23 protein-coding genes, 2 tRNA genes and 4 pseudogenes are annotated in these 24,242 nt (G+C 37.9%); 3 read left to right on the top strand and 26 right to left on the bottom strand.

Going from position 1 to position 24,242, the window contains the following annotated elements; genetic code table 11:
* Window positions 1-3: 3 nt before the first annotated feature.
* The 14 genes and pseudogenes from ACFINR_RS03870 to ACFINR_RS03805 form a co-directional block, all read right to left on the bottom strand.
* Window positions 4-1,473 (bottom strand): NADH-quinone oxidoreductase subunit M, encoded by a 1,470-nt coding sequence (locus tag ACFINR_RS03870; RefSeq protein WP_273791287.1) that lies wholly within the window; start codon window positions 1,471-1,473, stop codon window positions 4-6.
* Window positions 1,473-3,437, bottom strand: a complete 1,965-nt coding sequence (nuoL, locus tag ACFINR_RS03865; RefSeq protein WP_375613453.1) for an NADH-quinone oxidoreductase subunit L — start codon at window positions 3,435-3,437, stop codon at window positions 1,473-1,475. Before nuoL ends, ACFINR_RS03870 begins: the two co-directional genes overlap by 1 nt.
* A gap of 6 nt (window positions 3,438-3,443) precedes the next feature.
* The gene (gene nuoK / locus ACFINR_RS03860) at window positions 3,444-3,752 is read right to left on the bottom strand and encodes an NADH-quinone oxidoreductase subunit NuoK (protein ID WP_273791275.1); all 309 of its coding nucleotides are present in this window, start codon (window positions 3,750-3,752) and stop codon (window positions 3,444-3,446) included.
* 14 nt (window positions 3,753-3,766) lie between these two features.
* Window positions 3,767-4,387: an NADH-quinone oxidoreductase subunit J gene (locus tag ACFINR_RS03855; RefSeq protein WP_375611880.1), complete on the bottom strand. Its 621-nt coding sequence runs from the start codon at window positions 4,385-4,387 to the stop codon at window positions 3,767-3,769.
* 94 nt (window positions 4,388-4,481) lie between these two features.
* Window positions 4,482-4,973, bottom strand: a complete 492-nt coding sequence (nuoI, locus tag ACFINR_RS03850; RefSeq protein ID WP_273723184.1) for an NADH-quinone oxidoreductase subunit NuoI — start codon at window positions 4,971-4,973, stop codon at window positions 4,482-4,484.
* Window positions 4,974-4,987: 14 nt separating this feature from the next.
* Complete coding sequence (gene nuoH, locus ACFINR_RS03845; protein ID WP_375632259.1) at window positions 4,988-6,034, bottom strand: NADH-quinone oxidoreductase subunit NuoH; 1,047 nt, start codon at window positions 6,032-6,034, stop codon at window positions 4,988-4,990.
* Window positions 6,035-6,056: 22 nt separating this feature from the next.
* The gene (gene nuoG / locus ACFINR_RS03840) at window positions 6,057-8,126 is read right to left on the bottom strand and encodes an NADH-quinone oxidoreductase subunit NuoG (RefSeq protein ID WP_375613455.1); all 2,070 of its coding nucleotides are present in this window, start codon (window positions 8,124-8,126) and stop codon (window positions 6,057-6,059) included.
* A 68-nt stretch (window positions 8,127-8,194) separates the two neighbouring features.
* Complete coding sequence (nuoF, locus tag ACFINR_RS03835) at window positions 8,195-9,499, bottom strand: NADH-quinone oxidoreductase subunit NuoF (protein WP_375613456.1); 1,305 nt, start codon at window positions 9,497-9,499, stop codon at window positions 8,195-8,197.
* A 129-nt stretch (window positions 9,500-9,628) separates the two neighbouring features.
* Window positions 9,629-10,319: pseudogene (gene nuoE, locus ACFINR_RS03830) on the bottom strand (NADH-quinone oxidoreductase subunit NuoE).
* A complete protein-coding gene (locus tag ACFINR_RS03825) occupies window positions 10,319-11,509 on the bottom strand; it encodes an NADH-quinone oxidoreductase subunit D (RefSeq protein WP_375652575.1) in 1,191 nt (396 codons plus the stop codon). The pseudogene nuoE and the gene ACFINR_RS03825 overlap by 1 nt, the downstream one beginning before the upstream one ends.
* 121 nt (window positions 11,510-11,630) lie before the next feature.
* On the bottom strand, window positions 11,631-12,242 hold the full coding sequence (locus tag ACFINR_RS03820) for an NADH-quinone oxidoreductase subunit C (protein ID WP_375613458.1): 612 nt from the start codon (window positions 12,240-12,242) through the stop codon (window positions 11,631-11,633).
* A 14-nt stretch (window positions 12,243-12,256) separates the two neighbouring features.
* Window positions 12,257-12,838: a NuoB/complex I 20 kDa subunit family protein gene (locus tag ACFINR_RS03815; RefSeq protein WP_375638388.1), complete on the bottom strand. Its 582-nt coding sequence runs from the start codon at window positions 12,836-12,838 to the stop codon at window positions 12,257-12,259.
* Window positions 12,829-13,194 carry an NADH-quinone oxidoreductase subunit A gene (locus tag ACFINR_RS03810; RefSeq protein ID WP_005773599.1) on the bottom strand — a complete coding sequence of 122 codons (366 nt, stop codon included), beginning with the start codon at window positions 13,192-13,194 and terminating at the stop codon, window positions 12,829-12,831. The genes ACFINR_RS03815 and ACFINR_RS03810 overlap by 10 nt, the downstream gene beginning before the upstream one ends.
* Window positions 13,195-13,491: 297 nt before the next feature.
* Window positions 13,492-13,568: transfer RNA gene (locus tag ACFINR_RS03805), tRNA-Asp, on the bottom strand.
* Between the two features lie 174 nt (window positions 13,569-13,742).
* On the opposite strand from ACFINR_RS03805, the gene ACFINR_RS03800 reads away from it, so the two are divergent.
* Window positions 13,743-13,818: transfer RNA gene (locus tag ACFINR_RS03800), tRNA-Val, on the top strand.
* A gap of 99 nt (window positions 13,819-13,917) precedes the next feature.
* Here the strand turns inward: ACFINR_RS03800 and ACFINR_RS03795 are convergent.
* Window positions 13,918-14,320 (bottom strand): annotated as a pseudogene (locus ACFINR_RS03795) (helix-turn-helix domain-containing protein).
* 216 nt (window positions 14,321-14,536) lie between these two features.
* On the opposite strand from ACFINR_RS03795, the gene ACFINR_RS03790 reads away from it, so the two are divergent.
* A complete protein-coding gene (locus ACFINR_RS03790; protein WP_375652571.1) occupies window positions 14,537-15,259 on the top strand; it encodes an ATP-binding protein in 723 nt (240 codons plus the stop codon).
* Between the two features lie 712 nt (window positions 15,260-15,971).
* On the opposite strand, the gene ACFINR_RS03785 is transcribed toward ACFINR_RS03790, so the two are convergent.
* From ACFINR_RS03785 to ACFINR_RS03735, 11 genes and pseudogenes are all read right to left on the bottom strand, one after another.
* Window positions 15,972-16,301 (bottom strand): EamA family transporter, encoded by a 330-nt coding sequence (locus ACFINR_RS03785; RefSeq protein WP_375652568.1) that lies wholly within the window; start codon window positions 16,299-16,301, stop codon window positions 15,972-15,974.
* Window positions 16,222-17,078: pseudogene (locus tag ACFINR_RS03780) on the bottom strand (SDR family oxidoreductase). Before ACFINR_RS03780 ends, ACFINR_RS03785 begins: the two are co-directional and overlap by 80 nt.
* Window positions 17,079-17,242: 164 nt before the next feature.
* The gene (locus ACFINR_RS03775; protein WP_375652565.1) at window positions 17,243-18,001 is read right to left on the bottom strand and encodes an HAD family hydrolase; all 759 of its coding nucleotides are present in this window, start codon (window positions 17,999-18,001) and stop codon (window positions 17,243-17,245) included.
* A gap of 245 nt (window positions 18,002-18,246) precedes the next feature.
* Window positions 18,247-18,927 carry a hypothetical protein gene (locus tag ACFINR_RS03770; RefSeq protein ID WP_375652561.1) on the bottom strand — a complete coding sequence of 227 codons (681 nt, stop codon included), beginning with the start codon at window positions 18,925-18,927 and terminating at the stop codon, window positions 18,247-18,249.
* A gap of 11 nt (window positions 18,928-18,938) precedes the next feature.
* Entirely contained in the window at window positions 18,939-19,742 is an 804-nt protein-coding gene (locus tag ACFINR_RS03765) for an AfsA-related hotdog domain-containing protein (protein ID WP_375652559.1), read from the bottom strand.
* A gap of 291 nt (window positions 19,743-20,033) precedes the next feature.
* Complete coding sequence (locus tag ACFINR_RS03760; RefSeq protein WP_273758245.1) at window positions 20,034-20,654, bottom strand: hypothetical protein; 621 nt, start codon at window positions 20,652-20,654, stop codon at window positions 20,034-20,036.
* An 86-nt stretch (window positions 20,655-20,740) separates the two neighbouring features.
* A complete protein-coding gene (locus ACFINR_RS03755; protein ID WP_375652557.1) occupies window positions 20,741-21,046 on the bottom strand; it encodes a carboxymuconolactone decarboxylase family protein in 306 nt (101 codons plus the stop codon).
* Window positions 21,047-21,141: 95 nt separating this feature from the next.
* Window positions 21,142-21,540 carry a carboxymuconolactone decarboxylase family protein gene (locus ACFINR_RS03750; protein ID WP_375652555.1) on the bottom strand — a complete coding sequence of 133 codons (399 nt, stop codon included), beginning with the start codon at window positions 21,538-21,540 and terminating at the stop codon, window positions 21,142-21,144.
* A 748-nt stretch (window positions 21,541-22,288) separates the two neighbouring features.
* Window positions 22,289-22,573, bottom strand: coding sequence for a type II toxin-antitoxin system RelE/ParE family toxin (locus ACFINR_RS03745; protein WP_246054788.1), 285 nt, complete (start codon window positions 22,571-22,573; stop codon window positions 22,289-22,291).
* Window positions 22,566-22,784: a TA system antitoxin ParD family protein gene (locus ACFINR_RS03740; RefSeq protein ID WP_005773872.1), complete on the bottom strand. Its 219-nt coding sequence runs from the start codon at window positions 22,782-22,784 to the stop codon at window positions 22,566-22,568. The genes ACFINR_RS03745 and ACFINR_RS03740 overlap by 8 nt, the downstream gene beginning before the upstream one ends.
* Before the next feature lie 510 nt (window positions 22,785-23,294).
* Entirely contained in the window at window positions 23,295-23,978 is a 684-nt protein-coding gene (locus ACFINR_RS03735) for a DNA adenine methylase (RefSeq protein ID WP_375652671.1), read from the bottom strand.
* Between the two features lie 150 nt (window positions 23,979-24,128).
* On the opposite strand from ACFINR_RS03735, the pseudogene ACFINR_RS03730 reads away from it, so the two are divergent.
* A pseudogene (locus tag ACFINR_RS03730) lies at window positions 24,129-24,242 on the top strand (integrase); the annotation flags it as partial.

Below are 24,242 nucleotides of genomic sequence, written 5' to 3'. Positions count from 1 at the left end.
TATCTAGTGCAGTTTATTGATGAGGGTTTCTACGGAAAACGCCGTTGCCTTAAGAATAGGCGTTGGATAGATACCAAAGAATATTGTAAGAATAACCATTGGATAAAGGAGGAATTTTTCTCTTAAAGAAAGATCTATTAATACTTTTAAATTCTCTTTATCCAAGGAACCAAAAACCACACGCCGATAAAGATAAAGGGCATAGGCTGCCGATAAGATAACACCTGTTGTTGCTAAAACAACAACCAATTTATTTACTTGAAAAACACCTATTAAGGTTAAAAATTCACCCAAAAATCCTGAGCTTCCAGGCAAACCAACATTTGCCATAGTGAAAATTAAGAAAACAACAGCATATTTAGGCATATTATTCACTAAACCACCAAACGCTGAAATTTCACGTGTATGCAAGCGATCATAGATAACCCCAACACAAAGAAACAATGCTGCTGAAACAATTCCATGGGATAACATCTGATAAATAGCCCCTTGTATCCCCTGTTCATTCGCAGCAAAAATACCCATTGTCACATACCCCATATGCGCTATTGAAGAATAAGCAATAAGTTTTTTGATGTCACTTTGAACAAGTGCAACCAGTGATGTATAAATAATAGCGATAAGCGATAATGTGAAAACAAAAGGCGCAAAATCTGCTGAAGCGATAGGAAACATAGGTAAAGAAAAACGAAGAAAACCATACCCACCTAATTTAAGTAAGACACCAGCTAAAATAACAGAACCCGCTGTCGGTGCTTCTACGTGAGCATCAGGGAGCCATGTATGAACTGGCCACATTGGCATTTTAACTGCGAAAGAAGCAAAAAATGCAAGCCATAGCCATATTTGCATATGAGCAGGAAACTGATAATTGAGTAAAGTTGGTATATCAAGTGTCCCAGCCTCCCAATACATAACCATAAGAGCAACCAGCATAAGCACTGAACCAAGTAAAGTATATAAGAAAAACTTTATACTTGCATAAACACGACGTGCTCCTCCCCATACACCTATAATGATAAACATTGGAATGAGGCTGCCTTCAAAAAAAACATAGAATAGCATTGCATCAAGAGCACAAAAAACACCAATAATCGCAACTTCTAGAAGAAGAAACGCAATCATATAGGCTTTTAATCTCTCTTTAACATTCTCCCAACTTGCTAAAATACAGAAAGGCAAAAGAAAAGCCGAGAGAACAACAAAAAGAATAGAAATACCATCGACCCCCATATGATAGCTAATACCACCCCCTAACCAACTGGATTTTTCAACCATTTGAAAATTTTGGTTGCTAGAATCAAATCCTATCCAAATAATTAAAGAAATAATAAAAACAAATAGAGTCGTAAAAAATGCGACATTACGTATATTATGGCGTGCTACTTCACTATCATCTTTGATAAACAAAATCAGAAGAACACCAACAAGCGGCAAAAATGTAACCGTAGAAAGAATAGGCCAATCGGTCATTAGTTTACGCCCCCGATCATCATCCATGTAATGAGCAATGCAACGCCGATAAGCATTGCAAATGCATAGTGGTAAAGATAGCCTGTTTGCATTCGAACAACTCTATTTGTAATATCAACAACACGCGCTGCAATACCATTGGGACCTAGACCATCAATAATCTTACCGTCTCCCACTTTCCAAAGAAAAGAACCAATTCTAAAGGTAGGACGAACAAATAAAAAGTTATATAATTGATCGAAATACCACTTTTGGTAAAGAAAGTGATACACTCCTGGCATAATACGCGCCATTTTCTTGGGAAGAGAGGGAGCCACAATATAAAATAAATAAGCCAACATAAACCCAAGAATCATTGCTATAAAAGGCGACCATTTTACCCAATTAAAAACATGGTGAGCATCATGAAGAATATGATTATGGCTGCTTGTAAACAATGCTCCCTTCCAAAAAGCATTATACAAGTCACCAAAAAAGTAAGGTTGGAAAACGACACCAGAAAATATTGCTCCAATAGATAAAAGAAAGAGTGGAATCAACATAACTGGAGGCGATTCATGAACATGATGCATCACATCAACTGTTGCCCGTGGTTTACCATGGAATGTCATAAAGATAAGTCGCCATGAATAGAAACTTGTTAAAAAGGCAGCAAAAACAAGAAGATAAAAAGCATATCCTGAAGCAATATTATGAGATGCAAAAGCAGACTCTATAATCGCATCTTTTGAGAAAAAACCTGCAGTCCCGAAAAGTGTTCCTGGAATTCCAACTCCGGTCAAGGCAATGGTCCCGACCATCATCATCCAATAGGTGACCTTTATATGTTTGCGTAACCCACCCATTTTTCGCATATCTTGTTCATCAGATACAGCATGAATCACAGAACCTGCACCAAGAAACAATAAGGCTTTAAAAAAAGCATGCGTAAAAAGATGAAAGACAGCAGCGCCATAAGCTCCAACACCTAATGCCACAAACATATAACCAAGTTGAGAGCATGTAGAATAAGCAATAACACGCTTAATATCATTCTGTACCAATCCCACAGTTGCTGCAAAAAACGCTGTTGTTGCACCAACAATAATAATCACGGTCAAAGCAGTTGAAGAAAGTTCAAAAATTGGCGACATACGCGCAATCATAAAAACACCAGCCGTTACCATTGTAGCGGCATGAATAAGCGCTGATACAGGGGTTGGCCCTTCCATTGCATCAGGCAGCCAAGTATGTAAAAGAAATTGTGCGGATTTTCCCATCGCACCAATAAATAATAAAAGACATGTAATGGTAATTGCCGTCTGCCCATCAAATTGCCAATCTAAAAATGTCATATTTTGTATAAAGCTCTTGTCGGCAGCTTTTGCAAAAATAGAGGCAAAATCAACCGATTGGAACAAAACAAAAATACTAAAGATTCCTAAGAGAAAACCAAAGTCTCCAACACGGTTAACTACAAAAGCTTTCATTGCGGCCTTATTAGCAGAATCGCGCTGAAACCAAAAACCAATGAGTAAATAAGAAGCAAGTCCGACACCTTCCCATCCAAAAAACATCTGAATCAAATTATTGGATGTGACCAACATAAGCATCATAAATGTAAACAAAGAAAGATAAGAAAAAAAACGAGACCTTGAAGGGTCATGGTGCATATAACCAATTGAATAAATATGCACTAATGCCGAAACACTATTCACAACAATAAGCATGACAGCTGTTAATGCATCAACATGTAAAGCCCAATTAAAGCTTAAGTCACCAACAGTCATCCAATGTAATACCAATACATCAATCGCTGGAATATGACCAAGTGCAGTACTGAAAAATGCTATCCACGATAATATGGCAACAACAACCATAAAGCTACATGTTATCAATTCACTCGCACGATCTCCTATCGTTTTTCCACCTAGTGCAGCAATTAAAAAACCCAAAAGCGGAAGAAAGACAATCGTATAATACATCACTGGTTAGCCTTTCATTACATTAACATCTTCAACCGCAATGGAACCACGATTACGGAAAAAAACGACCAGAATTGCTAAACCAATGGCAGCTTCAGCAGCTGCTACGGTTAAGACAAATAAAGCGAATACCTGACCAACGAGATCATGAAGAAATGCTGAAAATGCAACAAAATTGAGATTAACTGAAAGCAATATAAGCTCAATGGACATCAAGATAATAATCACATTTTTTCTGTTGAGAAAAATTCCAGCAATACCAATTGTAAACATCAAAGCAGAAACAGTGAGATAATGTGTAATATCAATATACATCTGCATAGCCCCCCTTACATACCTTTGCCTGATTCAACTTGTTTGATTTCAATGGCACTTTCTACCGTTCTAGAAACTTGCTCCGCAATAGATTGCCGCTTTACTCCTAATTTATGACGAAGTGTTAAAACAATAGCTCCAATCATTGCAACCAATAAAATCATTCCAGCAATTTGAAAATAGAAAACATAATCCGTATAGAGAATATCACCTAATGCTTGTGTATTTGTTCGCTGCGCTAAATCTGGCATTGGTTGCGTAACATGCGTTCTCAAGACTGGAGAAAAATAGCTACTCATAAAAACAACAATCAATTCTACAGCGATAATAACACCAATAAGAGCTCCAATAGGAGCATACCGAAGAGTTCCACTCTTTAACTCAGCAAAATCAACGTCAAGCATCATAACGACAAATAAAAATAAAACAGCGACAGCTCCAACATACACAACAAGCAGAATAAGCCCTAAAAACTCTGCTCCTGCAAGTAAAAACAAAGCTGCTGCATTAAAAAATGCGAGGATTAAAAACAAAACAGAATGCACTGGATTGCGTGCTGTAATAACAATAACTGCACTTGTTAGCATAATAAAAGCAAACAAATAGAAAAATGCCGCCGCTAGATCTGTTAGCATAGGCTTCTCCTTAATTATTCAAACAATTGGTATAAACTTCATACCAGATTACAATTTATCGGAAAAATATCCGACACCTCATTTAACGATACACTTAACGATAAGGCGCATCCATCAATATATTTCGAGCAATTTCTCGCTCCCAGCGATCTCCATTCAATAAAAGTTTTTCTTTATCATAATAAAGTTCTTCACGTGTTTCCGTCGCAAACTCAAAATTTGGACCTTCGACAATAGCCTCAACCGGACAGGCTTCTTGACAAAAACCACAGTAGATACATTTAACCATGTCTATATCATAACGGACAGTTCTACGTGTACCATCATTGCGCCGTGGCCCAGCTTCAATTGTAATCGCTTGAGCAGGACAAATCGCTTCACATAATTTACAAGCAATACACCGTTCTTCACCATTTGGATAGCGACGCAATGCATGCTCACCACGAAAACGCTGAGATACAAAACCTTTTTCATAAGGATAATTAATCGTGGGTTTTGGTGAAAAAAATTGACGCATAGCTAAGAAAAAAGCACTCACAAATTCCAATAGAAGAAGTGACTTTGCCGCCTGAATAAAACCTGACATCGTAAAATCTCCTCTTAAACGAAATCCGTAAACTTTAAAAAAGCAGCAGTTATCACAACCATTGCTAGTGAGAGAGGAAGAAAAACCTTCCAACCAAGCCGCATGAGCTGATCATAGCGATAACGTGGAACAAATGCTTTAACCATAGCAAACCAAAAAAATACAAAACAGACTTTTAAAACAAACCAAATGATACCAGGAACCCAATTAAGCCACCAAACATCTAAGGGAGGCAGCCAACCGCCTAAAAATAGAATGGTTGTTAATGCGCACATTAAAACAATCGCAACATATTCACCTAGAAAGAAGAGCATGTAAGGCGTTGAAGAATATTCTACCATATGACCAGCAACAAGTTCAGATTCTGCTTCCACCAAATCGAATGGAGGACGGTTTGTCTCTGCAAGCGCAGAAATAAAAAATATAATAAACATTGGAAAAAGGACCAACCAATTCCAATCGAGAAAACTGTTAAAAGGAAGACCAAGAGTTGTACCAAGCCCGTGCGTTTGTTTAAAAACAATTGTTGTGAGATCTAACGAACCACTTATTAAAATGACAGTCACAAGCACAAAACCAATGGAAACTTCATAAGAAACCATTTGTGCCGCCGAACGAAGAGCTCCTAAGAAAGGATATTTTGAATTTGATGCCCATCCCCCCATAATAACACCATAAACTTCAAGAGATGAAATGGCTAAAATATAAAGCAAGCCAACATTAATCTTTGCAATCTCCCAACCCTCATTGACAGGAATAACAGCCCAAGTTGATAAAGCAAGTGTCGCTGAAACAAAAGGAGCCAAAAGAAAAACACCCTTATTTGCACCTGCAGGGATAATAGGCTCCTTAACAACAAATTTAATTAAATCTGCAAAAGACTGTAACAAACCCCACGGTCCAACAACGTTTGGTCCACGACGCAATTGTACCGCTGCCCAAATTTTTCTATCTGCATAAAGAAGATAAGCAACTAAGACCAAAAGAACGACCAAAAGAAGAAGTGTTTTTCCGATTATAATGAGTAATGGCAACAGCCAAGTCATAAAGAAATCATACATCATTATTCCTTTTCCTTTGCCCTTACTTTACTGTTTGTGTAGCACGGTTTTTTGCAAGAGATGAACATTCAGCCATAACAGCAGAAGCACGTGCTATCGGATTTGTTAAATAAAAATCTTTAACCATAGAAGTAAATGCTTGACTCTCGAGAGAAACCATTTTTGAACCAAGCGCCTTAAGACCACTTATATCAGAAGGCACTATATCATCAACAGCACAAAGGTGTGGATAATCATTAAACAAGCATTGCCTTAATTGAGAAAGAGAATCAAAAGGGAGCTTTTGTCCTAAAATATCCGATAAAGCACGCAAAATAGCCCAATCTTCTTTTGCTTCACCTGGAGCAAAACCAGCCCGATTTGTCATTTGAACACGTCCTTCTGTATTCACATAAAGCCCTGATTTTTCAGTGTAAGCAGATGCAGGCAAAATAACGTCAGCAGCATGTGCACCATTATCACCATGGCTCCCAATATAAACTGTAAAAGCTTTTGTATTGGCTAATTCTACTTCATCAGCACCAAGCAAAAATAGAACTTCACAGGTTTTAAGTATATTTGCAACCCCAAGCTTAGAAGTAAAGCCTATGTCCAACCCTCCAACAATCGATGCTGCATTATGAAGAACCCCAAACCCATTCCATGTCTCACTAAGAGCACCTATATTATCAGCTAATTTAGCAAGACTTTTTAAAACAGATAAACCTTCACTTCCTGAAACCGCTCCCTCTCCGATAAGAATAAGGGGCCTCTTCGCTTCTTTTAAGACATTAAAAAAAACATCCTCTCCACGAATAAGTGTCGTTAATGTATCACTCCCAGATCCAAGGTAAGAATAAGGATAACGTAAATCGACTTTCTCTCCAATTAATGCAATAGGAAAATTGCCCATCCGTTGGCGCTTTAAAATACGCGCATTTAAAACAGCTGCTTCATGACGTGGATTAGATCCCACAATAAGCAGTGCATCAGCCTGTTCAATACCTACAATTGTAGGATTAAAAATATAACTCGAGCGCCCAAACTCTGGCGATAAAGCCCCCCCTCTTTGACGACAATCAAAAAGCGTTGAGCCCAAAGAACTCAATAATGCTTTAAGGGCATACATTTCTTCAACAGAAGCAAGATCCCCCGCAATGGCTCCAATTTTTTCTGGAAAAATTTTAGAGATTACCATTTTAATTTTTGCAAAAGCTTCTGTCCAACTGACAGGTTGAAGCTTTCCATCTTTGCGTACATATGGCTTATCAAGCCGCTGAGTCCGTAATCCATCCCAAATAAAACGCGTTTTATCAGAGATCCATTCCTCATTTACATCTTCATTCGTACGCGGCATAATCCGCATAACTTCACGGCCGCGGCTATCAATACGGATAGCACTACCAAGCGCATCCATCACATCAATCGATTCCGTTTTTACCAATTCCCACGGACGGGCATGAAACGCATAAGGTTTTGAAGTTAGAGCTCCCACTGGACAAAGATCAATAACATTTCCCTGTAATTCAGATGTCATAGCTTTTTCAAGATACGTCGTAATTTCAGCATCTTCACCACGACCGATCAAACCAAGCTCAGAAATACCTGCAACTTCCGTTGTAAAACGAACACACCGTGTACAATGAATACACCGTGTCATAACAGTTTTGACAAGAGGTCCAATATATTTATCTTCTACAGCACGTTTATTTTCTGTATAACGAGAACAATCTCGTCCATAAAGCATTGCTTGATCTTGAAGATCACACTCTCCCCCTTGATCACACACTGGACAATCCAAAGGATGATTAATGAGAAGAAATTCCATAACACCTTCACGTGCTTTTTTTACCATCGGTGTATTGGTAAAAATCTCAGGTGCCTCACCGTTAGGCCCTAATCGTAAATCACGAACCCCCATAGCACAAGAAGCCTGAGGTTTTGGTGGACCACCCTTAACCTCAACTAAACACATACGACAATTTCCAGCAATTGACAAAGATTCATGAAAACAAAAACGTGGAATTTCTGCCCCAGCCGCCTCAGCAGCCTGAAGCAACGTGTAGTAATCAGGAACTTCAATCTCTTTGCCATCAACTTTGATATTTATCATCACCCATCCAACCTGCGGATAACCCACTTAAAATTTGCATTCGGTTGCTCTTAAAACAAAATCCTTTATTAAACCGCTTCTAAAGCAATATTTTTGCTTTGGACTACATTTCGCGTGTATTCATCAATTCTACGCTCGATTTCCGGACGAAAATTACGTATTAACCCCTGTACAGGCCATGCGGCAGCATCACCAAGCGCACAAATAGTGTGTCCTTCAACCTGTTTAGACACTTCAAACAAAAGATCAATCTCGCGTTTTTGCGCTCTTCCCTCAACCATACGCCCTAAAAGACGCATCATCCATCCCGTCCCCTCACGACACGGTGTACACTGACCACAACTCTCGTGCTTGAAAAAAGCAGCTATACGCCAAATTGCCTTGATAATATCGGTTGATTTATCCATAACAATCATTCCCCCTGTGCCAAAAGAAGACCCGACATCTCGCATCCCATCAAAATCCATGATCGCATCGATCATATCCTCACCACGAACGACTGGACAAGAAGCCCCCCCTGGAATAACTGCTAAAAGATTATTCCATCCACCACGAACACCACCCGTATGTTTTTCAATTAATTCACGGAATGAAACACCAAGAGCGTCTTCAAATGTACAAGGTGCATTAACATGCCCTGAAACCATAAATAATTTCGTTCCAACATTATTTGCTCGTCCGATTGATGAAAACCACGAAGCACCCCGCCGCAAAATCGTTGGAACAACGGCAATAGACTCTACATTATTTACTGTTGTTGGACAGCCATAAATCCCCATATTGGCAGGAAATGGTGGTTTAAGCCGAGGTTGTCCCTTTTTTCCCTCAAGACTTTCAAGAAGAGCTGTTTCTTCACCACAAATATAAGCACCCGCTCCATGATGAATAACAATATCACAAGCATGCCCATATTTCGTTTTTTTGCCAAGTAAACCCGCATCATAGCATTCATCAACGGCAGCTTGAAGCGCTTCACGTTCACGAATATATTCACCACGAATATAAATAAAAGCAACATTGGCTCCCATAGCAAAAGTAGCGATTGCACATCCTTCAATCAAAGTGTGGGGGTCATGACGTAAAATATCACGGTCTTTACAAGTTCCTGGTTCAGATTCATCGGCATTGACAACCAAATAATGAGGACGCCCATCATTCTGCTTTGGCATAAAGGACCACTTCATTCCAGTAGGAAAACCAGCACCACCACGACCGCGTAAACCCGATGCCTTCACTTCATCAATGATCCAATCACGACCTTTGTCAATCATTTCTTTCAGACCATTCCAATGCCCACGCAACATCGCAGCCTTTAATGATTTGTCTTTTAAACCATAAATATTGGTGAAGATACGATCTTTATCAGCTAGCATACCCCACCTTTTTTTCTATTACCCATAGCATTTTCCGCTTTTCCTCAAATGCAATTTTTAAATATCTTTTCAAGATTTCTTACTTTTCGTTAAATGTTGCCATCATGGGTAGAATAATAAAATATTTTCTCAAGAAAAATACTTAATTATGTTCCCCATTCTTTCCTTATCCTTTTTTGGTGAAGACTTGAGAGATCTTTTTTTCTTTCTCATCATCAATAAGAGAAGTTAAACCACTAATCGGTTCCGACGATTTACGACTATTTTGCGGACCAACCGCTATCTCAGAACCCTTACCTGCTTCAAATGCATCAATAATTTCTTCAAGGCGTTCAGCTGTAAGATCTTCATAAGTATCTTTAAAAATCATAACCATCGGAGCATTCACACAAGCACCAAGACACTCTACCTCTTCCCATGATAAGGTTCCATTCTGATTGGTCGCAAAAGGTTCATGATGAATTTTTTTCTGACAAACTTTAATCAATTCGTCAGAACCACGTAACATACAAGGCGTTGTACCACAAACTTGAATATGCGCTTTTGTTCCAACAGGCTTAAGCTGAAACTGAGTATAAAAAGTAGCAACTTCTAAGACACGGATATAAGCCATGGAAAGAATCTGAGCAATATGCTCAATCGCTGCACGTGTCACCCAACCATCTTGCTCTTGAGCACGCATTAATAATGGAATTACAGCAGACTGCTCACGCCCTGCAGGATATTTTTTTATGGTATTTTTTACCCATATCTGATTTTCTTTTGTAAAAGAAAACTCAGCGGGCTGATAAACATCATCTGCAAGACGGCGTACGGACATTAGCGATCAACCTCCCCAAAAACAATATCAATCGAACCCAAAATAGCTGTAGCATCTGCTAACATATGACCTCTGGTTAAAAAATCCATAGCTTGGAGATGAGCAAACCCAGGAGCACGCAACTTGACACGATAAGGCTTATTGGTTCCATCAGAAACAAGATAAACACCAAACTCACCCTTCGGAGCTTCCACAGCAACATATACTTCTCCAGGAGGTGTATGAAAACCTTCCGTATAGAGTTTAAAGTGATGAATCAGTGCTTCCATCGAGCTTTTCATTTCACTCCGCGTCGGTGGTACAATTTTGCGATCCAAGCTCGAAACCGGTCCATTTTTTTCAGTACTCAGTAAACGTTCCACACATTGGCGCATAATTTTCGCTGATTGACGCATTTCTTCCATACGAATAAGATAGCGATCATAACAATCGCTATTTTTACCTATAGGAATATCGAATTCCATTTCATCGTAACATTCATAAGGCTGACTTTTACGCAAATCCCATGGAACACCAGCTCCACGAATCATAACCCCAGAAAAACCGCGTACCCAAGCTTCATCAATACTTACAACGCCAATATCCACATTACGCTGCTTAAAAATCCGATTTGGGGTCACAAGCGCATCAAGTTTTCCGAGAGAAACAAGAAATGGATCAATAAAATCACCAATATCTTCAACTAAAGATTCTGGTAAATCTTGATGCACGCCACCAGGACGAAAATAATTTGCATGAAGACGAGCACCACAGGCACGCTCATAAAAAATCATCAATCTTTCACGTTGCTCAAATCCCCAAAGCGGTGGTGTTAAAGCACCAACATCCATTGCCTGTGTCGTTACATTAAGCAAATGATTAAGAATACGCCCAATTTCAGAAAACAAAACACGTATTAATTGCCCTCTTTTAGGAACTTTTATATCTAATAACTTTTCAATAGCAAGAACAAAAGCATGTTCCTGATTCATAGGAGCAACATAATCCAAACGATCTAGATAAGGACCAGCTTGAAGATAAGTCTTTGTTTCCATTAATTTTTCAGTACCGCGATGCAACAACCCAATATGTGGATCTACACGCTCAACAACTTCACCGTCCAGCTCCAGAACCATGCGCAAAACCCCATGCGCAGCAGGATGCTGCGGACCAAAATTGATATTAAAGTTTCGAACATTGACCTCAGCCACAATCAACCCCTTGCTTTTTAAAAAACTTCATATCAAATATCAAAAAAATCTATCACGCTAAAAAATATTTAATTATTTAAGAAATACAGTACCCTAATATAATGCCTTATCAAAACCAATATTATTTTTTTTCATCTGCTTTCCCATCACATGGCAAAGTATACTGTCCTCCTTCCCAAGGAGAAAGAAAATCAAAATTACGCATTTCTTGGCGCAAAACAACAGGCTCATAAATCACCCTCTTTGCTTCATTATCATAACGGCATTCAACAAATCCTGTCACAGGAAAGTCTTTGCGTAAAGGATATCCTTCAAACCCATAATCTGTTAAAATCCGTCTCAAATCCGGATGTCCTGAAAATAAAATCCCATACATATCATACGTTTCACGTTCATACCACTCTGCGCCAGGATAAACCGTACAAGCTGAAGCAACAGGAGTATTTTCATCTGTACGAACTTTTACACGTAAGCGTAAATTCTCACGAGGAGATAACAATTGGTAAGAAACATCAAAGCGCTTATCGCGAGAAGGATAATCCACACCACTAATGTCTGTAAGATTAATAAATTGACAGCGAGAATCATCACGAACAAACATTAAGACATCGATAATTGCATCAAGACGTGCCACAATGGTCAATTCACCAAAAGCAAGAACAGTCTCTTCAAGCTTATTTTTTAATTTGTTTTCCAAATAAGCAGCAAGCTCAACCAATGTTTCATCCACCATGACAAGAAAACTCTCTATCGCTCTATGGATCCGGTACGACGGATTTTTTTCTGTAGCAACAATATGCCGTATAATAATGCCTCTGCTGTAGGTGGACACCCTGGGACATATATATCGACAGGCACGATACGATCACATCCCCGCACTACTGAATAGGAATAATGATAATATCCCCCACCGTTTGCACATGATCCCATAGAAATCACATAACGTGGCTCTGGCATCTGATCGTACACTTTTCTTAAAGCAGGAGCCATCTTATTTGTCAGAGTACCTGCCACCACCATCACATCTGACTGGCGGGGTGAAGCTCGTGGTGCATATCCAAAACGCTCATTATCATAATGAGGCATTGAGCATTGCATCATTTCGATAGCACAACAAGCCAAACCAAAACTCATCCACATTAAAGAACCGGTACGTGCCCAAGTAATCAAAGCATCTGCCGAGGTAACTAAAAAACCCTTATCTGATAATTCAGCATTGATATCACGAAAAAACTTATTGTCAGATCCTATCAGCCCACCAGTATTTGGATCAATGATTCCTTTTGGTTTTGGAGCCTCAATCGTTGAATTATTAGATCTTAATTCCATTCAAGGGCTCCTTTTTTCCATTCATATATAAATCCAATAGTCAAAATCGCTAAAAACACAATCATCGACCAAAAGCCAAACATACCTATTGATTCGAATGAAACAGCCCAAGGAAAAAGAAATGCAACTTCAAGATCAAAAATAATAAATAAAATTGATACCAAATAGAAACGAATATCAAACTTCATGCGTGCATCACTAAATGAATTAAACCCACATTCATAAGCCGATAATTTTTCAGGATCGGGGGAACGATATGCTACAATGTAAGGTGTAATCAACAAAACTCCAGCAATAACCGCTGACACAATAATGAAAATCAAGACTGGCAAATAAGAGCTCAATAAATAAGCCATAACCCTCTTCCATCGTAACGAAATGCCTGAGTTTAACACAATGATTCAATATTGCGAGACCAAACAGACAAATTTAACAATCGCTCTATTAACTCTATTCATACTGCTTCTAAGGCATACAGAGCGATACTTTTCTTATCGGCATAGGTAACGCAGAGCAAAGAAAGACGCAAGCCCTATTCTTATAAACCATATAAAAAGAAAGAAAAAACATATCTATTCCCAATCAAACACTCCACCACATTACTCATAGCATATGGATATTTTAAAAAGGAAATTTCATAAGGAATCACGAAATGGCGCGAGTGACGGGGCTCGAACCCGCGACCTCCGGCGTGACAGGCCAGCACTCTAACCAACTGAGCTACACCCGCGCATTTTTTTTCGAACCAATTTAATTTGGTACAAGCGGTCGTGTAAGGGGTTCATGCGTTCATGTCAAGAAGGATTATGCATTTTTAAAAAAAATTATCAAATCCCATCTTTATTCTTGCGTTTAGAAAAATTCTTCCTTAAATAGTCTCCATTCAATTGCTGATCATTGCATTGGGCGATTAGCTCAGCTGGTAGAGCGCCTCGTTTACACCGAGGATGTCGGGAGTTCGAGTCTCTCATCGCCCACCATATAGCTTTATATTCCTATTAAGTTTTTGGAATTCATATCTTTTTTACTGCGAGGGATGCCTTAATAAAGTTAAGGGAATAGGATTTTTCAACCTATCTCTATAGGACGCCTCTTTTTTTGCAAACTTTCTCAAGAACGTCTTTTAATTCTGCTAAGTTTTGTTGTGAAAAATTCTCTAAATTTCTAACAAACTCACCAACAGCTTCATGCCTCAACGGATCAGAAGTCTTGATTGTAAAACTTTTGCGACAAACATAAGCTTCTTTTCTTAAGAGTAAAGCCTTCTCTTGATCTAAATCATAGAGTTCAATTATCTTTTCCTACAGTCCTACAGGAACAGATTTTTTGCCAATTTCTACAGAAGATAAAAATGATACAGATATGTCTAATTTCTTAGCCATATCTATAGAGGCGTTCTGAGCGAACAATACGAAGTTTGCGTAAAGTTTTACCAAAGGGGGTAACATTTGAAAAATCCTTTAGAAAGAATAAGTATTTTATTCTGATTCTAATAAAGTTTTTCAAATTTTGGTTAGTCTTTATTTTTAGTGTGTGGAGATCTTGTCCAATACCTCTATACAAAAACCGTTATCAAGCATATACAATATCTCTTATGGTGAGAAATTATTAACTTTTCATCAGGAATAGTGTGTTTAATATCATTATAAAATTTAAATATTACAACGAGATATATAAATAAAATATATTGGTGTACTTATGCTTGTCAATCTTAATGCTATAATCCGCGATCTTTCTTCAGAAACGAATATCGTTACAGTTCTTAAGGAATGTATCGTTAACTCTATACAAGCTCATGCAACAAAAATTGATATTTTATTCCAACTTTATGGCAAAGCAGATTTGTGGGAGAATCAACCAATTTTTTCTATAAGTGTTTTTGATAATGGAGATGGATTTACAAAAGAGAATATCAAATCTTTCTCTACTTATAAAAGTGATTATAAAATTCAAGAAGGATGTAAAGGGGTTGGACGTATTACTTACTTGAAAATATTCGAAGAAGTTAAAATCATTAGTTTTAGCAAAGATGAACATCATGCTCAAATTTCACTGAATTTCACTCCACAGTTTACACAAGATTCTTTTAAAAAAGAAAATGGCGAAAAAGATAAATGGTGGAATACACATTTATCTTTTGAAGGGCCTTATAAACAAAATGTGTTAGATATAAACTTAGTTCATAATGAAATTTACTATCATCTTCTTCCTTTACTTTTTTTAAAGAAAGATGAAAATATCCAAATTAACTTTTATGTACATAATGTAGAAAATTTAGAAGATGTAAATAACTTAAGGGATGTAAAAAATTTAGAAGATGTAGAAAGCTTAGAGAAAAGAACAATCAATACGCAAGGCTTTAGAAACTGTTATAAACATCTGTTTCAAACGTTTAAACAGTATTTAGAAAGGCTTTCATAAGTTTCTTTTAAACATAACTTTTTTGCAAATTAATCGCTCTATATTTGTGCTCTGTACTTTTAAATGGTAACTTTTAAAACGTTTTTTAGTACCATATCTAAGGTAAAATAGTATTTTACTGCTGTGGTATTAGCGGCCTCCATTTTTTTGTGGAAGCGAATAATTCCGTTCTTAAAAACTAGTCTGCAATCTATTCATTAAAAGGCTTTTCATTTCATATGATATAAAATACCTCTTTATCATTTTTTTAACTTTTAGTAAGCGTTTTAAAAGTGATCTTATCCTTAATCCTTTTATGCAATCTTTATAAATTAAACCTATAAGCTTATGACAGTTTCAAACGATTATTCCTTTTTAAGGTTTCGCTCAAAAAAGAGCAAAACTCATACCATTCTTTAAACGTATAATCGATAATTCCAAACGACTAAATTTTTAAACAATGTGATTTGTGCTGTGATAAAAACGTGTCATAAAATTTATAAACTGTTATAAATGATATCTGCTTTTCATTTCATTTGAATGCACACATGCGTTATAACATTTACATCATGATTTGCTTTTTATGGTCTATTCATACATGGCAATCTTATATAAAAAATGATCAAATGAATCATGCATAAAAGTGTGGATTCTTAAGTGGATTCATATAAAATAATTTCACACAACCTATTGACTTTATTTCATTTTTTAGTATTATATCTTATATGACCGACTAAGTGCGAAAGTGTTCTCTTATGATGAGGGAGGCTGTTATGGGATTTGACGTTTGCAAGCCAACAAATAAAGCGCCATTAAACCCTGCCACACCGATAATCCCTAGGAAAATATAAGAAATAAAATTTTGCGATAAAACATGCCACCGCAAGCCTTCTTTGAAAATCATAATTAAAAATATGGCGATTACGGCAATGAGAAACCGCTCAAAAGAAGCTGTCCATGGAGAAACAGTCGTTAAAGCTATCTTAGTGGCTTGGAAATTGGAACCCCAAAAAAAGGTTCCTACGAGGGTTAAGACAAGAGCTATTCTGGGCGTGATTTTCATTGGATAGATCCTTATACTTGATACCAAAGTGGAGCATCGAGACGTATAGAAGAAATTTGTGCGGTAGTATAGAAGAAATTTGTGCGGTATTAGATGAGGAAAGAATAAAGTTGACCGCGGAAGCAATGTCATCTGGGTGAAGCATTTTGGCAAGATTCTCTGGAGGTATCTCTGGGAATCCTTTAAAATTGCGACGAAAATCCGTATTAACTTTATCAACTTGGATTGAACAAACACGAATATTTTGTGGCATTCCCCATAAGCGCACCCCACCAGTATAGCCCTCTACAGCAAATTTAGAAGAAGAATATGAAATTAAAGAAGGATTGTATTCTACACCCCATATGGATGAAATATTTATAATATCGGTGCGAATTTCCTTTTTTAGATAGGGTAAAGTAGCAGCTGTTATATAGAACATTCCTTTAATATTCACATCAAATGTTTCAGCACATTCTTGAGCATCAATTGTTTCTGGATCGCCACTATAACAAATGCCAGCTACATTAACTAAGACATCAAGCCACCAAATTCTGAGATAACCTTATGGACAGAAGAGTCAATGGCTTCTTTATCGCGGATATCAACAATCAATTTACATAAGCTTGCCGTATCGATGGAGGTTGGTAGTTCTATGTCAATGATGTCTGCACTTGCTACCTTATGACCATTTTTCAATAAGTTTAGAACAATTGCTTTACCGATGCCGCGAGCGCCTCCTGTGACTAAAATACGTTTCTGTTGTTGTGAGTAAATTCCGGTCGTGTTTTTTATCATTTCGTTTAGCATTTTCTATACCTGAAGTTGTAATCATTAATATTCAGCTAGTTTATTTTTAGCCATGCATTATGTATTACTGTATTATGTTTAATGTATTGAGTATTATTAAATTGTTTAAATAATAAGATAGCCTTAAAGTTTATTGTGATTAGGTTGAATAACTAAAGAACTGATATTTCATGTAAAGACGTCTCATTAAAAGGAAATACCTTTTTAGAGGAGAATGCTAGAGTTTGTGATTCTTTAGGTAGATTTAAACAGCGCCAACCATGCTTGTGAGCATACGCCTCAAGCAAAGGATCGCCAATAACAGCGACAGGATGACCTACAAGCTTCAGCATATGCTCATCGGAAATATCATCACCGTAGGCCCAGCAGTTCTTAAGGTCACCACCATGTTTTTCAATAAAATCCTGAATCGCAAGCGCTTTTCCAACGGCGATCATTTGCGGAGGGACGAAACGGCCATTATATTTTTGCCCATCATGCAATAGTTTTGTGGCCAAGATGTAAGGTACACCTAGATGTTCTGCAATGGGGGCTAGAATTTCTATAAAAGAGCCGGATACTAAGACCGGCTCAATTTTTTGGCTATGATGGGATTTTAGTTCTGTTACTACTTCTTGGATTAAGAAAGTAGGATTAATCAACGCGCGCTTTGCCCAAGTTTCTGCACATCTTGTTACTTCTGCTACAGCACGTCCGGCAAAAAATTCATAAAAGCGACGGTTTATTACGCTGCGCGGACTCTGGTTATCATGGTGTGCACGTAAAATAGCAGTAGTATCTGCATATTCCTCTTGGTGAGCGTTGGTTGAAAAACCTAGCCAAGATTTATACCAGAAATCGTGGAAAGCGAGCATACTCTTGCTCCGAATAAGGGTGCCATCTACATCGAAGAATGCATACGCAAGGCTCATTATTAATTTCTCCCTTCAAAAAAAATTAAATACTTTATAATGTTGTTTGTTCTTTATAAGCATGGATATGATTTATTCGTAATATTAATCCTTTGTTGTGAATTCCCAGAAACCTGTTTTTTTGAGCTTTAGCTGCGCGTGGACATCCCCTCCTAAGCCATACCATCCGATCGCACCGCCTCGATTCATTTGATAACTCATCCAAAGCAAGACGATATTTACTATTCGATTAGCAGAGGGATCGTTCACAGATGGAAACGGATTGGTAATATTGCTTGATAAAAGGCATGCCCATCAGCATCTGCCAGTAGTATATTGGGAAGACCAAGTGGGCCGGGTCGTGTAGGTGCATGGGGATTCAGATCATGTTGCCGTAGTGCCATAATTGTGTAAAGACTGTTAGGAATTAACCCCAAAAATGCAAAACGAAAATGTCCTGTTCGTTGGTCGTTAGGGACGGAAACTTCCATGGATCCTTTCGCTTTACACCATTGTTCAAGGGTTATCGGCGCAGTAATCTTTCTACCATCTTGGTTTCGAGCGTCTGGTATTGGTACTTCATGGAAGCCATAGCTTGGCAGATAAATATTTTTCGCATTGGGGCATTGCGCTGGTGCAAATATTACTGGATAATTATTGCATGGTAATGGTAAGGGCAGAGTATGTAATACAAGAGAGGCATCACTACTAGAAAGAGGATCTGAAAGTTCTTTTATGATATCGTAGGGAGCATTCTTGCCGAACTCAGGAGTTACAGTAGAGGTTGATACCAAAGCTCTTCCCCACTCTGAGGTAAGTTCTCCATGGGAGTTCATGCGATTGATTTGTCCAATAACAATAAAATTTCCCTTTTCATCCATTACTTCGCTCGGGGGATAAGTCGGTCCTTGTGTAGTCAAACTTAGTTCGTACATTATTGTTTTCATAGATAATGCCTCTACGCAAGATAAACATTTTCAAGGTTCTCAGCTTTCCGCGAGACAGAGTCCCTACCTGTTTGCTTGTTAAGAAATTTAATCGCTTGTTTGTGTTCATTCTTCTTTAGTTTTTCTGCATGATAAGCAGTAAACTGAAAGGAAAGAGTAGCGGCGCTCGTGTCGCCTTGGTTAACTGATATAGTTATATCGAAGTGAAGGCGAGATAATCTGGATATATCGCTAGAGTTAATTCGATAGTTAAAAACAACGTCAAGAGGGAATACAAACCCTGTAAAATTGGCAGCTAGGCTATTTAACACGAAGTAATACGGCTCCGTCCAGTTATCTCCGATAAAATATTCCTCAGTAACTGCTAAAAACATTTGACGAGCTGCTTCAATCAACACCATACCTTGTATATGTTGTCCAGTTTGATGATCATTCATTAGTTCTGACCGTTCATCCAATATTAAGTGAGATTCAAAATTATGCTCATCTAAACGTTTCGGGTGAGAGATAATCGCATTTCTGATGTAGTGCTTATGACTTTGCAGGCGGCTAACGCGAAGTGGACGCTGTAGTAGAGGAGAAATATCAATCCCGTGGGCTGCGAGTGGATATAGTCCTTGGTCATAAAGAGCTTGAGCTTGAACTTCTGTTAACCCTTGACCGCTAACAAGTTGACTATTACTAGGTAAATTGGCAAAGGAATTTGTACGTATCATCTCTAAAATTTCCCAAAAAGTCTTAACGTTTTCATGTATACTAAATTCATGAAATTTATTGCCAACTATAAAAATTTTCTTATTAGATGTATTTTTCATTGTGCTCCCTGCCTCAAAATTATAACTAATTTTAACTCTCTTTTTATATCTCTTTGATTTATTTGAAATAAAAACATACTCTTCATAAAATTATTATATGGCTTTAAAAATCGGTAACTACGTTATTGATCAAATATAAGCAAAAATTTACCAAAATAATTACATTACTTAAAACATACATGGCTTTTCGGTAATATTATAGAAGAGTAAGCGCTCATTTTTAGCAATCACTACCCTCCACTCAAACCAAAAGCTGCAGCTTAGTTTTACAGCTGTCGCCGTAGTTCGTTGTTAATTAATAAAGCGTTTGTAAATTTTTGTATAAAGTCCACCTTCTCCACCCGTGATAAAATTGTCTCCGGCCTTTTTAATTATCTCTTGATAGCGCGGAGAAGAAAAAAGGCTCTTATAGATCTCAGGATCAACAGAAAAACCGGAGAGAAACATAACACCCGGCTCTGTACTAATGATGGAATGATAAGCAATAAACTCTTCAACCTCAGATGCCTTGCGTACTACGTCAAAAATGGTTTTGTCTCGCCATTGGCGGTAGGAGGTAAAACGGCTTGGAGGAACCTCAATATGACGCAGCTGCAGATACGGTGTGCTAGGCAAAGACTGCTTGAGCACTTTTACCGATTCAACATAGGTCAAAAGTTGACGACGAAAGTCGTTCACAAGATCTTCTCCCAATAATTTTAATTCAAGCTCCCATATTCCCGGCAAGCTCTCAATCTGTTTTAATGAGGGCAAGGCTCTCAACTGCAGAACAGTCCTATTATCAAGAGATACAAACACCGTAGCCTGCTGCTCAGATTTTTCTGCTGTGATCTGCCTCCATTTCTTAGCTACTGTAAGAGTTTGGTTTTCTTTAGGATATATTTCTGTAATTAAAAGATACGGTGTAGACATTAAATTCTTCTTGAAATTAAGAAAAAAATTAAATTCGTAAGTATCACGCTTTTGATAATAATGATGTTGCTGGCAAATAAATTTCTCTATGTCTCCTTGCGTGAGGCAAAAACTTCTTTAGCAATTTCAACGACATTAATCGCTGCAGGAAAGCCTACATAAGGAGCAATGTGAATTGCTAATTCAATCACCTGTTCGGGCGTGCCAGCTACATTAAGCAGACCCTGTATATGCAGCTTCAGCTGTGGAATCGCAGTTCCTAACGCTGCCACCGTTATAATTTCCCGTTCAAAGAAGTTGAGGATAGGCCGTGTGTAGATATCACCAAACCCAAACTCAACAACAAAACGAGCTAAGTCTGGAGCAATGCTACCCAGTGTCTTAATAATCATTTGTCCATCGGGGCCATCAATATGTTCTAGTGCCTTCAGTCCAGATTCGTAGCGATCCTCGCATACTAATGGCGAGCCGCAACTAGATATGAAGTCTAGTTCTTTTCATCAAAGACCTCTTTTGCAGCAAAAACACTATTTAAGGCTGCTGGAAACCCTGCATAAAGTGCCAACTGTATCATTACTTCAATCAGCTCAGCAGGACTACACCCAATATTAAGAGCACTGGTAAGGTGGAATTTGAGTTGCCGTCTTGCATTACCGAGAGTTGCAAAGATGGCAACGGTGGCAAGCTGCCGAATACGGCTTGTTAAGTGAGGTCGCTCATAAATTTCTCCATACACAAAAGAGATGATGAATTTTGCGAGATCAGGGGCAACATCGGCCATTTCTTCAAGAATTGAAGGGGTCTCGAACAATTCCATAGAGCGTAAACGCTCCACGCCCAATTCATAAGCATTTTTCTTATAATTTACAAATGTTTGTTCTTGCATATAATGGCCCCCTCCCCACGGAGCCTTAGTTGGATAAGGCTTTTACTTAAAATGCAATACCTTATCTCCTCTTGCGGATTTGCATTGCATGAATTGTTATCGTGCTTTAATATTCTAGTCAATCATTTTTGTAAATTTATTTTATATTATTTTTCATTTTTTACATTATAGGCAATCCTTATGAAGCTATAGCAGATAGTAAGGGATTTTTCTATGGCATTAATATTACGTTGATGCAGCAGGCACGTGTAGCCTTTCCAGACGTTGTACTTAAGACTGAGCTAAAATTAGCAAATTAAACCCTTCTTATGCGTATTTGCGCAAGAGAACTGAGGTGTAACTTGTTGAGCGTAGAAACACCATGCATGATTATGTGCGCATTGAGCTATAGGACTTAGTTGTATTTAGTATTTTGCGGCTTGAATTTACCGAGGAAAGTGCGAAGCGTTAAATTTATAACAGATGCTACTGACTTACCTCTAATCTAGTAAAGTTCTATCATGACAAAGCCATTTGTTGGGTGTACGGAAGAGCTTTGTTTTTAACTCAAGTTAGAGGTATGTAATAGCAGATGAGTGCAGTACTCCTTTGCTGCAAAGTCCTCCAATCGGTTTAGCTAAAAATATTATGCCGCAATTAGGTGCCCAATATAGCTTGATCATGTCTATAAATTTTGGTTTAATACCTTTAGCACTGGAGAACTTTAGTAAAATTAATGCTGTGTGCCTCTATCAAGTTGTAAAATATATTATGCTTTAAGATCTCGGTAAAAATTTTCATGAGAGCCAAGTGCTAACAAGGTCAAAGTAATCGTGTGATCTTCATAGCTGTAAGCAAGCAGCGTCAATTGCTTGGCCATTTTAAATTTATAGACAAAAACACCAGAAAGATCACCTGTTTTGGCTTGACCAATGGTGGGCGTTTTCATAATGACGCGAACAGCTTGGTCTAGATCTTGTTTTTGGTTGGCATGCAGTTTTTTGACAGTTTTTTTAAATGAATGGGTTTGTAAAACTTGCATAGATTCAGCCAAATTCGAATGCTGTTACATCGCCATCTGCATTTTCTTGTTGTCCAAGTAAGATTGCTTGAATAAATTGAAAGGAGAGATCTGGATTTTCTTCGGCTATTTTGCCCATACGCGACCAATATTCAATTTGCTTAGGAACCGAGCGGCTATAAACAGACGCGTAACGCTTAGCCTCATTAATGAGATCATCAGACAGTTTAACAGTTGTAGCCATGACTATACTCCTACCTTACAATAAGGTGGTAATATAGTTCAAAAGGTGTTAAAAAGCAACCTTTGAAACACAATAACCTTAGCAGATCTCTAACACAATTCCTTCTCTCACAGCCATCTTTCTTAATATCTGAAAGAAGAGAAAATAAAAGATAAATTTAGAACTAAATGATCGAGAATAAGCTCTAAAAAGGTTCGGGATAGGCAGAAAATAAGTTAAAAGAATCAACGGAATCAAAATTCCCGAACTTCTATATAATCTATTGATTTTATATAAATATAGCATTCCTACCCCCTCCGTCACAGCACTTTTGTCGTGCTATAAATTATTGATTCTATATGTCTTGTATGTAGCTTGTCAGCAGGTTTTGCAGAATTTGTCAGCAGGTTTTGCAGCAATTCATTTTTAAAATTCACGTCTTTTTTAAAAAATTAAAGGGGTTTTCAAAGGGTCTTCAAAGACCTTTCAAAGATCATTTAAAGACCCTTTAAGGCAGCTTTTTCTCCTTTTCTAAAAGTCGCAATTTGAGATGATGAGCTCTTGAGCTGGAATTGGATTATTTGAACTGCATGTATAAGATATGGTGACCTCTTTTATCTTAAATGGGCTAAAGCTTTTGCGAATCTCCGGCACATCATTGAGTGACAGAAGAAACTTTCCCTTTAATTGTGCAAGCAGTGTGGACATCCTCTGATAATCCTCTCGCTTAAACAAATCCTTGCCATAGTAATCCTCAACACCCCAATAAGGCGGATCAAGGTAAAACAAGATGTTGGGACGATCATAGCGCCTAATAAACTCAAACCAATCTAAATGTTCAATGGTCACACCTGCTAAACGACGGTAAATAAGCTTTAAGGAGGCTTCAAGTTTGAGACTATTAAACCGTGCACCACAGTGTGGATCAACTCCAAACGTCTGTTTTGCCACTTTGCCACCAAAACTCAACCGCTGCAGATATAAAAACCGCAATGCCCGCTCTAAATCTGTCAGGGTCTTGGGATCTTGGGTGCGTAACCGTTCAAACGCCTCACGGCTACTCACCTGGAACTCCAACAGATCCATGAAAGGGTAATAATGGCGTTGCATCACCCGAAAAAAATTCACCACATCACCTGAACGATCATTGATCACTTCATATAAAGGAACTAATTTTCTCCTTAAAGATACAACGTATTGATTTATAATGATAATTCACTGTTTTGTATGTTGAATGAGAGTCCCGAATATCGTAAGATTCTCTCATTTCAAGTCTGTGTATGTTGAATCAATTAAAACTATACCCTTGCACGTCACAAGTGGGATGAATGTGTGGATAAAATTTGTATAAGAAAGGATTTTAAAATGGTTCTTATGAATCGTCTTAATGCAAGGGCTGTCGCAACATTGGGAGCTGGCAAATATAATGATGGTGCCGGCTTGCTTCTCCATAAGCGTAAAGATGGTGGTGCTCAATGG

This window comes from Bartonella sp. AP19HLJMH (assembly GCF_042196245.1).
Classification (GTDB): domain Bacteria; phylum Pseudomonadota; class Alphaproteobacteria; order Rhizobiales; family Rhizobiaceae; genus Bartonella.
The sequence above is the reverse complement of the archived record's forward strand: the minus strand, read 5'-3'. Positions and strand labels throughout refer to the sequence as shown.